This window comes from Methanospirillum hungatei, from assembly GCF_019263745.1.
Classification (GTDB): Archaea; Halobacteriota; Methanomicrobia; order Methanomicrobiales; family Methanospirillaceae; genus Methanospirillum; species Methanospirillum purgamenti.
Genome location: NZ_CP077107.1, coordinates 2,191,774 through 2,205,076, shown reverse-complemented (window position 1 = coordinate 2,205,076; position 13,303 = coordinate 2,191,774). Strand labels below are relative to the sequence as shown.

Below are 13,303 nucleotides of genomic sequence, written 5' to 3'. Positions count from 1 at the left end.
TCTATAAACATATATTTAATGATTCGGTTTGTTTTATTCGTCTTTCATTTGGCCGTTTCCTTTTTGTGACAGGTTATTCAGACAGGAACATTATAATATACCACTTGCCAAAATTATATTGATCTATGTCAAAAAAAATTGTTTTGAGAGCTCGACTTCTTGTCGCATTGATGGTATTAGGATTGATATTCGGAGCAGTTGATGCATCATCGCAGGATTTCGGGGACAAGATGTCATCTATTACCCTTACGGTGTATGGAAATGCGAATGGAGATCTGGTGATAGATGAACAGGACATTGACTACATTAATGGAATAATTGCCGGAAATAAAGAGAAGACGATTCTTGCAGATGCAAATTTGGATGGAGTAATATCTGAAGACGACATCAAGCAGATCCAGGCAATTATGGATCATACGGCGACAAAATTGCATTATGTTGATATTGACGGACAGGATAGTTCTGTCACCCTGCCTGTTGAATCAATCGTAGTATCCTACACAAAATATGCAGAAATTGTTCGTGTCCTTGGAGCTGCAGATAAAATAATTGGTATTGATGATGCAATTGCCAAATATCCTACGTTCTTTCCAGAGTTATGTAACCTGCCATCTTTTGGTGACCGCTTTAAACCGGATGCCGAGAAGATATTAGCCCTCAAGCCAGATGTTTTCTACACCGGAACTCGTAATTCATATGATCCAGAATTAGAGAATAAATTAGCAGGTATTGACGTAGTTCGTCTTCCATCATGGGAGTCTGGAAAGACCATATCAGGTATCCTCGTTCTCAGTTATATCCTTGGGAAAGAAGACAAGGCATATGAATACCTGAAATGGCATGATGATATCCTCCATGACATTCAGACCAGGGTGGGAGCCATTCCTGAAGATGAAAAAGTAACAGTCCTGTTAGACTCTGTCGGAAATAAAGCACGGGGAGTTGGAAGCGGTGACTTAGAGAACTCAGAGATAGCTGGAGCGGTGAACATCGGAAGAGAACTTGATGAAGGAATTTATCCGGTGTATGACACAGAATGGGCCATTCAAAAAGATCCTGACCATATCATCAGCATCATAACAGCTGGATACAATGCAAATATTACTCCGCTCAAGGAACGTCTTGACCTGGTGAAAGATACATTCCGTGTCACCAGTTCGGCGAAAAATGATAATATTCACGTTCTCGCATTTGATATCACCAATGGAGCCTCCTATCTGGTTTCAATTGCATACGAAGCAAAATGGTTCTATCCTGAGCTCTTTGAAGATCTCAATCCACAGAAGATTCACCAGGACTATATCGACAGATTTTGCGGTATTTCACTGGATGTATCCAACTATGGGTTTGCATTATGAAAGAAGAGATAGCAGATGCATGGACAAACCAGTCATTCGGGTATAGTAAATTTGTCCAGACAGGTCTTTCCAAGCGATATGAGCGGGAAGGATGGCAAACCATTTTTTCAGGGGAACTCGGGACTAAAAAATTAAAAGTTCTTGATGTAGGGACCGGTCCTGGAGTTGTAGCTTTACAACTGGCATATCTTGGTCATGATGTCACCGGGGTAGACAATTCTGATGGGATGCTCAAAGAAGCGATTGAGAATTGTAAACGATTCAAACAATCAATTGAATTTCAAAAGGGAGATGCAGAGTCCCTCCCATTTCCTGATAACTCCTTTGATGCAGTTGTGAGCAAGTTTGCATTATGGACGATACCACATCCAGAAAAAGCCTTACACGAATGGTATCGTGTGGTAAAACCTGGGGGAAAGGTTGTGTATATTGATGGAAACTGGTATACGGATCTCAAAAATTCCTGGTTCAGACGCAGATGGAGCGATTTATCTAAATTGTTGATATTGATTACCGAATTTCGAAATCCTTACTCACATGGATTCGAAGATGAAACCCGCCTGAATTTATGGTCCTCTCATGCAATCCGTCCATCTGCTGATCTAGAAATGATGAAAGAAGTGGGTTTTATTGATATCACTGCAAAAGAAGGTTTGAAAAGGCGTGTATTAAGTGGGACCCGGCTCATCAAACATGGGTACTGGAAGGACTATTTCCTTGTCAGCGGTGTGAAAGGGAAGATAGACAACGATTTATAAAACCCTGCACAGGTCATGGATATTTACATTCAATCTTTGAAATGATCTCTGTTTTCTCAAATCCAGATGTATATGGAAGATGTAAAGAGTAGGTACCATACCTACATATATACCAAGTATATTTTCATTCTCGTTTGTTTTCTTCTCCTCTTAGGAATTATCGGCATTTCAATGAGCCTCGGTTCATATGGGCTTTCTTTCATTGAATCATATCAGGTTCTTTTAAGCCGTCTTTTGCACCTGAGTGATCCGGAAACCGTAAAGGAACATGTAATCATGAATATCCGGCTTCCCAGGATTATTGGGGGAATCCTGGCAGGGATAGGGTTAGCAGTCGCCGGATCAGCAATGCAAGGGATTATGAAAAACCCTCTCGCTGATCCATACACGACCGGAATCTCTACAGGGGCAGGATTTGGAGCTGCTGTTGCAATAATCGGGGGTATAGGAGCCATGTTTGGGGATGTAGCCATCATTTTGAATGCATTCATCTTTTCCCTGATACCCATGTTTGTGATAATGTCGCTTTCAAAAATGAGAAAACCAACCCCATCAATGATGATTCTTGCTGGAATTGCCACGATGTACATTTTTAGTGCGATGACAACCCTGATGATGATCTCCGCAGATGCCAATGATGTTCAGAGTGTGTACATGTGGACAGTAGGGACGTTAGATAAGGTAACCTGGAATGTCATTCCCTATATGCTCATTTCTGTCGTGTTTGGATGTCTCCTGCTGGTTTGGAAAGCAAAAGAACTCAATGTCATGAGTATTGGTGATGAAGGAGCAGTGGGTCTTGGTGTGAACGTAGAAAAAACCCGAAAGATCACATTGTTTGCAATTTCTATAACGGCAGCCACCATTGTAAGTTTTACTGGTGTGATAGGTTTTGTCGGGATGATTTCTCCTCATGTGGTCAGGATGTTTCTTGGTTCAGATCACCGGTATCTCATTCCGGCATCAGGATTATTTGGAGCTACATTATTAATGATGGCTGATGGGGTCGCACGGACTATTGTTGCTCCGACAATTTTACCGGTAGGAGTAATTACTGCGTTTATTGGCGGTCCACTTTTTTTGTACCTGATAATATGCAGAAAGAAGGAAATATGGTAGGGCTCTGGAATGAAAATCTGTTTTAAAAACGTTGAATTTTCCTATTCAAGTGAGAAGATCCTTGATGATATCTGCCTGGATTTAGGACACTCAAAGCTGATTTGCATACTCGGACCGAATGGAGTTGGTAAATCAACGCTCCTTCACTGCATGAACCGGATAATTTCTCCTCAAAAAGGAGTCATCCTTTTGAATGGGAAAGAAGTCGCTCATATGAACATCAATGAGATCGCCAGACAGATTGGGTTTGTTCCCCAGGAACGTGACGATATTCCTGCTCTGACGGTGATGGATGTTGTACTTCTCGGGCGTCACCCTCATTCCAAACTTTCTTCTGCAAAAAATGATCTTGATATTGTCTCTAACATTCTACACTTTATGGACTTAGAAGATATCGCTCTCCGGTATATTGATGAACTCAGCGGGGGACAACGACAAAAGGTATTCATTGCACGGGGTCTCGCCCAGATGCCAGAAGTTCTCCTGCTTGATGAACCCACCTCAAATCTTGATATCCGGCATCAGTTAGAGGTTATGGAGATGTTAAGAGGGCTTGTTGATTATGGAAAACTGCAGATCGTTTTGGTCAGTCATGATCTGAATATGTCAATGCGATATGCCGACCAGGTAATTATCATGAAAGATGGGAAGATCTTTACGGCAGGAGATCCAAGGAACGTAATTACCAGAGATGTAATTCAATCCGTCTATGGTGTCCATTCTTTAGTTATGCATTCTGATGTTAATCCATATATTGTACCCTTGTCATCCACAAAAGAGGGATTAAGCAGAAATTTAAACGAACTGGGAAAAATCCTTACCGGAGCGTATTCATCCGGCACCTGATCCATCGTTCGTATACATACCTTCAGCCCGTAGAGATGAGGTTATGTGACCTTAAATCCAGGTCATGGCATCAAAAACCTTTCAAACGGGTTTTTATTCATCATTCGAGAAGTTGAATACTTCGGATCCCAATATCTGTCCATCCCAATGAAATCCCGGATCATCTTTGCTTTTTATGATACAGTACTTTTGCTTGTGCCAAAATACGAGCAGATATCATCAGCCAACTGATAGAGCTCAAACGATGTATCAAAGAGGAAATTTATTTGTCCGACAGCATAGATGATTCCAAATGCCCAGATCGGTATCTTTCCCCTCAAAACCTGGCAATCACGGTTTCGTGCAAGTTTACCTGCAACATACCGGCAGATCTCTGCATATTCATCATCCAGCCTCTCATCACAGAATGCATCAATCATCTCGGTTATTGTCGTAAACCACTCACGATTCCCTTTTGGAATCGATGAAATCTCAACTGGTTTTCTTGTATTTTAATCATCGGTAATGATACTTACTTCAGATATCAGAGCCCAATAAAGTGGACTTAGGTACTGGAGAAGAAAGTGGATACGCGAAAACTTTGGATTTACGGTTCTTTTGCATTTAGTGCTATTGTTTTAGTCATTATTCTCTTCTCAACCTTCAATGAAGAGACATTCCAATATTTAAAGCATTTTAATATTTACTTTTTAGGTCTTGCGATAGGATTACGGTTTATATCCTTCGGACTTTGGGCTCAAAGAATTAAGGTTCTGTGTCTTGCACTCGGGCACAAAATTACTTTTCAAACTTGTTACCTGGCAGTCATTGCCAACCTTCTGGTAGCAGCAATAACACCAAGTTCTGCCGGAGGTGAACCAATCAGGATTCATGAGTTATACAAATCAGGGATGAAAGTAGGTGATGCAACTGCTGTAGTGATAACTGAACGTTTTTTGGATGCCATTATTCTCGTCATCCTTGCAGTTGCAGCACTTCTATTAATGTGGGACGTAATTGTAGGACTTGGTGATGCATTTGTTGCAGTCATCTTTTTATCTATCGGGCTTTTGTTGTTCTTTGATCTGGTATTGATACTTGCAGGGAAATATCCGGTTCAGGTAAAAACCAGGATCATGCGACTTCTCAACTGGATTGGAAGGCGGTTCCCATCAGCTTCAATAACGAAATTAATCACAAGAACAGATGAGGAGTATGATCATTTCACTTCAGGGCTTGTATCATTTGCAGGATGCGGAAAAGCAGGAGTCATGCAGGGATTTTTCTTCTCACTTCTCTTCTGGATCTCTGAGTTTGTTGTTGCCTCTGTTATCCTCATGGGTCTTGGTCTTCCACCGTCTCTTGGAAATTCAATATTTGCCCAGATAATCATCGCTCTTGTGAGTATGATCCCACTTACTCCGGGAGCATCAGGAATTGCAGAGATTTCTGCTACTTCACTTTATGCTCTCTTTGTCCCGACAGCCATTCTTGGCGTTTTCATCCTGTTATGGAGACTTATCATGTTCTATCTGAATGTTCTGCTCGGACTTGTCGGCACCATTCTCATTGTAAAACGAGAGGTTACGAGTGAAAACTAACATTCTGAGGAAAAAGATATGAAACTTTCGGAATGGATGGATAGTACACGATTAACTGAACATCAACATAAAATCCATCGTGTATTATTATTCGCAATACCGTTTATCCTTGGATCTCTCCTCATCCTTACCCTCTGGATAATGTATGATTATCAGCAGTTTATTCAGATAGTCAGCCTCATTTTTCTCTATTTCATTCCTCCAGCAGGAAAAGAGTCAATAATTCCTGCAGCAATTGCATTAGGATTCTCATGGCAGGTTGTCTGCTTTGTCTTCACCTATGTAGATATGGTATTATGCACTTTTATGCTCTGGAATTTTGACGTTGTCTGCAGAATTCCCATATTAGGGAGATGGATCTCTTTTCTGGTTCAGAATGGCAGTAATTATCTCTCAAAACATCGGTGGATAGAGCGTTTCTGCTTTATTGGCCTGGCTACTTTTGTTTTTCTTCCCTTGCAGGGATCAGGATCTATTGGAGGTTCAATCCTGGGAAGAATACTTGGGATGAATCCCTCTAAAATTTTTTCAGCGGTTTTGGCAGGGACTATTCTGCAAAGTTATATCATCGGGATGTCGATGTTTGCGATACAAGAATACTTGGATGTAAACCTCTGGTATTTGGTAATTCCAGTCCTCGTACTTGTGTTTATTATGTCTACATTTTCTTTTATGGTTTACCTGTTCAGGAAAAAAAGTAAAAATAGGGTTCGTTAAATGAGAACCTGATAACTCCACTCTCTTCCCGATAAGGGAGAAGAATAAAAAGTAAGGGAGTAATTTATTCAGACCGAACTGATTTGTGTGTAATTATCCGGAGCAGCGGCCAGATCAATAATACAGGCATAGTCCCAAGGCCAATGACAACCCATTGAACCGGACTTAATGGCACGGTATCAAATATCTCTCCTCCAAACTGCACGATGATTATCTGAATCACAACAATAAGTCCCATTATCCCATAGAAGACCGGGTTTCCTTTGAACAAGGGGGGCATGATCCCATTAATCCCCCGGCAGTTAATACCATTCCAGACCTGTGCAAGTACAAATCCTGCAAAGAATGCTGTTGCCTGCTGTTCAGGTGTCTCCATACATGGAAGACCTGCCCATAATCCGGCAATTCCAGCGACAATGTATATCCCGGCAGTTATGAGAATTGCACGTTTCATATACGGGGTGATAACCGATGCAGTTCGTGGGATTGGTTTTTTGCTCATCAGGGCCGGGTGAGGTGCCTCAGAGCAGAGAGCCAGAGCTGCAAGCGAATCCATGATGATATTAATCCAGAGAAGTTGGATAATCGTAAATGGTGGTTTTAATCCAAGAAGTGGAGCGGTAAATGTCAGGATTGCAGCAGATATGTTAATGGTCAGCTGGAATATCAAAAACCGCTGGATATTTTCAAATAATGCTCTCCCCCACCATACTGCCCGCTCAATAGTCGGGAAAGAATCATCCAGAAGAATAATGTCACTAGCTTCTCTTGCCACCTCGGTTCCTGCAATACCCATTGCGAGACCGACATCAGCATTCCGAAGAGCCGGGGCATCATTTGTTCCGTCACCAGTAACAGCGACAACATCTCCGTTTGACTGAAGGGCTTTTACTAAGAGCAATTTGTCATGAGGCTCTGACCTGGCAAGAACCTGGATATCCCTGACCACTTCCCTTCTTTTTTCTTCAGATAATTCCCTGAACTCTGGCCCGGTCATGATGGATCCAGAGGTCAGAATACCGGTCTCTCTGGCTATGGCTGCACCAGTCTCAGGGCTGTCACCGGTGACCATTTTTACCGTGATTCCTGCATTATTACAGGTTTTCACAGCTTCCGGGACATCGGGTCTGACTTCATCCCTGATACCGACATACCCGTCCCAGATGAGTGCCCCTGGTTCATCTCCTTGCGGGCTGAGTGTGCCATGTGCAAATGCCAGCGTTCTCATTGCCCGTTCTGCCAGGTGGTGAAGATTCTTTAGATCCGGGGCAGGGCTGCACCGTGATGCAATGATCTCTGGAGCACCTTTCACCAGGATAACCTGTTTATCTCCGAATTGGACAATGGTAGACATCTGTTTTTTCTTTGAGTTGAAAAAATCCTGATGTACTGGTGGTATCGCCTTTCTGATATCCGGATATGCGATTCCTGCCCGATGAAGCCAGCGAAGAAGAGCAGCTTCAGTAGAGTTTCCGACGGTTATCATTTTTCCACCGGAGTGTTCAAGCTCTGCTGTGCTGTTTACGGCAGCATTCAGAGTAATCCATTCGGCAGGAGCTGATGGATACCCCTTTATTTCCTCTGGAACTTCGATGGATGATGCCGCAACCTCCATCTGGTTCATCGTGAGTGTTCCGGTTTTGTCTGTGCAGATAACCGTGACCGAACCTACTGTCTCACAGGCAATCATCCGTCTGACAAGACTTTTTGCCCTGGTCATCTTCCCCATGGTAAGGGCAAGTGATACGGTAACACTGACCGGGAGACCTTCCGGAACCGAGACAACGATGATGACAACCGCAAACATACAGGCATGCAAAAGGACAGAGAAGATCTCAAGCGGAGTTTGCGGAGGGGCACCGGATAAAAATTCCTGGGCCAGGACCAGGGCGATGATAAGTCCTGCCATGAAATACCCGAATTTGCTTATCAGGTGTGCCAAATCTTTCAGTTTTACCTGGAGCGGGGTTTCGGGTCGTGTTCCCTCTATCAGCGATGAGGCTATCATCCCCATTTTTGTCAAATCACCGACAGCCGCTGCAATCATTGTTCCTCTGCCGTTGGTGATATACGATCCTTTCAGAATAACATCATGATCATTCTTCTTAACCGGCTCGCTCTCACCGGTAAAGGCTGATTCATCTGTTTCTATGTCAGATGCAACCAGAAGGTACCCGTCTGCCGGAACCATATCGCCTGCTTCCAGGAGTATGGCATCACCAACAACAACATCCCTCATCGGAATGGTGGAGGGGCTGTTATTTCTGATTACCTTGACTGCGGTATCCTCCCGCATCGCATTTAATGCGTCAAACTCCCGGTTACTCCGGTATTCGGTTAAAAATGCTATGGTCGTTGCTAATATGACTGCAAGTGCGATTCCTATAGTGTCGATGAGACTATTGCCTTCCAAGAGAGCAACAACTGCAGAAAGGACAACGGCAACAAGTAGAATCCGGATTATCGGATCCTGGTATTTTTCCAAGTATTGTTTCCAGACCGGAATCCGTTTTGGGGGAGTAAGTTCATTTTTCCCATATTTTGTTCGTGATTCCAGAACAGATTCTGATGATAATCCGTCTTTTCCATACTGAGCCAGGTCCTGCAATGGGATCATGGTGATACCATGATCATGTTGTATGAGCTCATGAGAATTTCGGCAGAATTCACATGATAAGCTACACATGTCAGGTCAGGTAGCTTATCGAATCAGGAATCCTTTCTTATATGAGAACCATACATGTGACCCGATTCATCAATGAAATGGAAACGAGATACCGGCCTGTCCGGTAGAATATTTTTAACCTGGATTCTGCTCTTATTCGTTTATCTAGTCTTTATGGGAGTCCTTATGGCTCTTGGTCTCCCTTCAGGATTTATTATCGTCATAGCGGTAGGAATGGGCCTTGTTCAGTATTTCTTCTCTGATAAACTGGTGATGATGACGACCGGTGCCAGAGTTATCGAAGCAGATGAATACCCGGATCTGCACCGGATGGTTGAGAAATTATGTACTGATGCGGACTTACCAAAACCAAGAATTGCAGTGATGCAGTCCCCAATGCCAAATGCGTTCGCAACGGGAAGAAGTCCTCATCATGCAGTGGTCGCAGTCACAGACTCCATTATGGCTACCCTGAATAAACCAGAACTGGAAGCAGTCCTGGCTCATGAGCTCTCCCACATTAAAAACCGTGACATCCTGACGATGACCATTGCAAGTTTTGTTGCGATGATCGCATCCATGATAATGAACAACTTCCTTTTCGCTTCTATATTCAACAGGGAACAGGGAGGTGCCTGGATTATCGCAGGTATAGTTGCTGCCGTTGTCTGGGTAATTGCAACCCTCCTGATGATGGCATTGTCCAGATACCGGGAATTTGCAGCAGACAGAGGAGCAGCATTTATAACTCAGGACCCTGATGCTCTCATCTCTGCATTACAAAAGATTAGTGGGAAGGTGGACCGTGTTCCAGCCCAGGCAAAGGTTGCTGCGGAGGGAGCAAATGCATTCTATATTATCCCTGCAATTTCGGGAAAATCACTTGCAGCACTATTTTCAACTCATCCCGCACTTGAAAAGCGGATTGAAAACCTGGAGAAAGTCAGAAAAGAGATCCGGGGATATTAAATTTAAAAAAAATCCGGTTTATCTGATCCAGATATATATTCTGGATTTTTACTGATGAACCGGAGAAACCTTTTTGTTTTGGATGTATTTTCCTATGGTTTTATAGAGCATAAAGGGGACAACAAGTACCAGGATTTCGTCTGGACCATCACCTCCGATTATGAAGAGGCACCAGAAGATGCCTTTCATTACAGAATTCTCTCCACGAATACATACTCACTCTGGTCAGATGAGCTACCTGATTCTCGATTGTATGTATCCTGAAGAGATTTTTATTCTCCCGGATACTAACATGTGATAGCGTTATGCATTACTCCAATATTGGTTTTGCATTAGGATTTTTTCTTATCACTCTGGGTATTCCCTTGGACGGATATGCTCCGGAACCTAGAAATGCTCTGCTGGACGAATCTGAAAAAGAACAATCTCCATCTCAAACAGCAGGGTCTGAACATCATCAAAAAAGCAGGCACCCATTTCATTGGATATGGAATGATTTTCTATCAGATAACGATGTATTGAGCAGGATAGTCCGGGAACGGGTATCGGGGTACAGAAGAATTACAGCAACAAATGTTCTGGAACATGAAACAAGAAAGAAAATATTTGCCCTTATTTGTGATAATCCGGGAATTGATCTGACAAGACTTGCTATCTTATCTAAAAGTAATGAAAACACATTAAGATACCACATCGATCGCCTGGCTGAAACTAAGTGTATCTCAATATTTGACCAGGGAAAATCATACCATTTCTTTGAAAACCACAATACCTTTTCAATGAAGGAGCAATTGTTCCTCTCCCGGTCTTCATCAGGACTTACAGGAAAAATCCTCACCCTGGTACAACACAATCCGGGAATTACAAGGAGAGATATCGCAGAATGCCTGGGAATTGCAAGCCCGACGGTGACTCGAACAGTCAGGCACCTGGTTTATGAAGGATGCATTCGGTTAGTAAAAGATGGGAAATATACCAGGCATTATATTTCAAGAGAAAATCAGCAAAATAATCTCAATTAACCGTTATTTCTGAGTAAATCTTTTGTTATCCTGCTGAAGGATATTTTTCAGTTTTGTGAAAACTCATCTGCTGACAAAAAAAAGGGATGTCCTGGGTTTACAGGAAGATAGGTGCAAAGACCACTGCAACAATTGCCATTAATTTGAGCAGAATGTTGAGAGCTGGTCCTGCAGTATCCTTGAACGGATCTCCAACGGTGTCACCGGTAACCGCTGCTTTGTGAGCAAAGGAACCTTTTCCACCGGAGTGTCCCTGTTCGATGTACTTCTTGGTGTTGTCCCATGCTCCACCGGCATTTGCCATCATAACAGCAACGAGGAAACCAGAGGAGATTGAACCGACAAGAAGTCCTGCAAGGGCATGTGAACCAAGTGCAATACCAATGATAATCGGTGCTGCAATTGCCATTAATCCTGGGAGTATCATCTCACGCAGTGCTGCGTTGGTTGAGATAGTAATACAGGAAGCATAGTCCGGATCGTTCTTTCCTTCCATAAGTCCTGGGATTTCCTTAAACTGGCGGCGGACTTCTTCGACGATATATCCTGCTGCCTTTCCGACTGCCTTCATGGCAAAGGATGAGAACAGGAACGGAAGCATGGCACCGATGAGGATACCGACAAAGACAACCGGTTCAAGCATGTTGACCATCTCAAGCTTAACAGCCTGAGTGTATGCGGCAAAGAGACCAAGAGCGGTCAGTGCTGCACCACCAATTGCAAATCCCTTACCGATTGCAGCGGTTGTGTTTCCGACTGAATCAAGGGTATCGGTAATGGCACGAACGCCTGGACCCTGGTGGCTCATCTCTGCAATACCACCTGCATTGTCTGCGATTGGGCCGTATGCATCAACGGAGAGGGTAATACCAAGGGTTGCAAGCATACCGACACCGGCAAGGGCTACACCATAGATGCCACCAAAGTAGTTTGCAATCAGGATAGCTGCTGCGACGATGATCACCGGGATGAAGGTTGACTCCATACCGACTGCAATACCTGCAATGATATCGGTTGCTGCTCCGGTCTCTGCAGACTTGACAATGGACTGGGTTGGCTTGTGATCATAAGACGTGTAGTATTCAGTCACAAGACCAATCAGGAATCCACCGACAAGGCCAGCGATGGTTGCATAGAAGATACCAAGCTGACCTGGTGCGAGCATCTCAACAAGAACGTAGACAGCGGCAACAGTCAGGAGAAGACCAGCAAAGGTTCCTGAGTTGAATGCCTTGTGAATTGCATGTGCTTCGTTCTTGTTGGTCCGGACAAAGAATGAACCAATGACGGACGCGATAATTCCAAGACCTGCGATCATCATTGGAAGGGCAATCAGGTTCATTGAGGGAACGCCTGGGAACTGGCTTGCCATACCGGCAGTTGCTCCGATAAGCATCGTAGCAATGACTGCACCAACATATGACTCATACAGGTCAGCACCCATACCGGCGATATCACCGACATTGTCACCGACATTATCTGCAATGACTGCCGGGTTCCGGGGGTCATCCTCAGGAATGCCTGCTTCAACTTTTCCAACCAAATCTGCACCGACATCAGCTGCCTTGGTAAAGATACCACCACCAACACGGGCAAACAGTGCAATAGATGATGCACCAAGAGAGAACCCGGAGAGAATGCTGATAGTAGCATGATCTGTCACACCAGTGATTCCAGTCATAAGGAAGAACATCAGAGACAGACCCAACATACCAAGACCGACAACCGTCAGACCCATGACCATACCAGCGGAGAATGAAACCTTAAAGGCCGATGCCATTCCCTGCTTTGCAGCATTTGCGGTTCTGACGTTTGCTTTTGTTGCGGAAAACATGCCAATAAAACCTGCAAGGGCAGAAAGACCTGCTCCAACAACATAACAGACGGCGGTGAGAGGGTTAATTACAAGAGACAGAATTACCGCAAGAACAACGACGAAGACCGCAATGGCAGTATACTGCCGTTTGAGGTAGGTCATTGCACCAAGATGAATGGCTGCGGCAATCTTCTGCATCAGTTCATCACCCGGAGATTCCTTTTTCATCCGGGCGTAGCTGAGACCAGCGAAGATAAGCCCGATAAGGGCACAAACCGGTACAATATATAACATATCCATTCGTATCACGTCCAGTCAGAAACTGAGAATCGAGACGGTGATCTGTTATCATTCGTTGATTATACGTAAATAACGATACGAATTGGAACCGCGCTATTTATATGTCGGTTCACTAGGAATACTCGTCCATTTCAAAAACGCGGTTTTCGATCC

Annotated in this window: 12 protein-coding genes; 9 read left to right on the top strand and 3 right to left on the bottom strand. The window is 43.7% G+C overall.

Going from position 1 to position 13,303, the window contains the following annotated elements; translation table 11 throughout:
* Window positions 1–125: 125 nt before the first annotated feature.
* The 4 genes from KSK55_RS10590 to KSK55_RS10575 all read left to right on the top strand — a co-directional run bounded on the left by KSK55_RS10590 (window position 126) and on the right by KSK55_RS10575 (window position 4,081).
* The gene (locus tag KSK55_RS10590) at window positions 126–1,358 is read left to right on the top strand and encodes an ABC transporter substrate-binding protein (RefSeq protein WP_214419663.1); all 1,233 of its coding nucleotides are present in this window, start codon (window positions 126–128) and stop codon (window positions 1,356–1,358) included.
* Complete coding sequence (locus KSK55_RS10585) at window positions 1,355–2,116, top strand: class I SAM-dependent methyltransferase (protein WP_218606878.1); 762 nt, start codon at window positions 1,355–1,357, stop codon at window positions 2,114–2,116. Before KSK55_RS10590 ends, KSK55_RS10585 begins: the two co-directional genes overlap by 4 nt.
* Window positions 2,117–2,287: 171 nt before the next feature.
* Complete coding sequence (locus KSK55_RS10580; RefSeq protein ID WP_218606877.1) at window positions 2,288–3,235, top strand: FecCD family ABC transporter permease; 948 nt, start codon at window positions 2,288–2,290, stop codon at window positions 3,233–3,235.
* A 9-nt stretch (window positions 3,236–3,244) separates the two neighbouring features.
* Window positions 3,245–4,081 carry an ABC transporter ATP-binding protein gene (locus KSK55_RS10575; RefSeq protein ID WP_218606876.1) on the top strand — a complete coding sequence of 279 codons (837 nt, stop codon included), beginning with the start codon at window positions 3,245–3,247 and terminating at the stop codon, window positions 4,079–4,081.
* Window positions 4,082–4,254: 173 nt separating this feature from the next.
* Here KSK55_RS10575 and KSK55_RS10570 read toward each other — a convergent pair whose 3' ends face one another.
* The gene (locus tag KSK55_RS10570) at window positions 4,255–4,500 is read right to left on the bottom strand and encodes a DUF6398 domain-containing protein (protein ID WP_218606875.1); all 246 of its coding nucleotides are present in this window, start codon (window positions 4,498–4,500) and stop codon (window positions 4,255–4,257) included.
* Window positions 4,501–4,644: 144 nt separating this feature from the next.
* Here KSK55_RS10570 and KSK55_RS10565 point away from each other — a divergent pair, with 144 nt between their 5' ends.
* Together KSK55_RS10565 and KSK55_RS10560 are read left to right on the top strand one after the other, a co-directional pair.
* On the top strand, window positions 4,645–5,661 hold the full coding sequence (locus tag KSK55_RS10565) for a lysylphosphatidylglycerol synthase transmembrane domain-containing protein (RefSeq protein ID WP_218606874.1): 1,017 nt from the start codon (window positions 4,645–4,647) through the stop codon (window positions 5,659–5,661).
* Window positions 5,662–5,679: 18 nt separating this feature from the next.
* Complete coding sequence (locus KSK55_RS10560) at window positions 5,680–6,378, top strand: small multi-drug export protein (protein ID WP_218606873.1); 699 nt, start codon at window positions 5,680–5,682, stop codon at window positions 6,376–6,378.
* A gap of 64 nt (window positions 6,379–6,442) precedes the next feature.
* On the opposite strand, the gene KSK55_RS10555 is transcribed toward KSK55_RS10560, so the two are convergent.
* Window positions 6,443–8,995, bottom strand: coding sequence for a calcium-translocating P-type ATPase, PMCA-type (locus KSK55_RS10555; protein WP_256663985.1), 2,553 nt, complete (start codon window positions 8,993–8,995; stop codon window positions 6,443–6,445).
* A gap of 141 nt (window positions 8,996–9,136) precedes the next feature.
* On the opposite strand from KSK55_RS10555, the gene htpX reads away from it, so the two are divergent.
* The 3 genes from htpX to KSK55_RS10540 are packed head-to-tail and all read left to right on the top strand — an operon-like array spanning window position 9,137 to window position 11,034.
* Entirely contained in the window at window positions 9,137–10,012 is an 876-nt protein-coding gene (gene htpX, locus KSK55_RS10550; RefSeq protein ID WP_218606871.1) for a zinc metalloprotease HtpX, read from the top strand.
* Window positions 10,013–10,066: 54 nt separating this feature from the next.
* Window positions 10,067–10,276 (top strand): hypothetical protein, encoded by a 210-nt coding sequence (locus KSK55_RS10545; protein WP_218606870.1) that lies wholly within the window; start codon window positions 10,067–10,069, stop codon window positions 10,274–10,276.
* Window positions 10,277–10,317: 41 nt separating this feature from the next.
* Window positions 10,318–11,034, top strand: coding sequence for a winged helix-turn-helix transcriptional regulator (locus KSK55_RS10540; RefSeq protein WP_218606869.1), 717 nt, complete (start codon window positions 10,318–10,320; stop codon window positions 11,032–11,034).
* A 97-nt stretch (window positions 11,035–11,131) separates the two neighbouring features.
* On the opposite strand, the gene KSK55_RS10535 is transcribed toward KSK55_RS10540, so the two are convergent.
* Complete coding sequence (locus KSK55_RS10535) at window positions 11,132–13,150, bottom strand: sodium-translocating pyrophosphatase (RefSeq protein ID WP_218606868.1); 2,019 nt, start codon at window positions 13,148–13,150, stop codon at window positions 11,132–11,134.
* Window positions 13,151–13,303 lie beyond the last annotated feature (153 nt).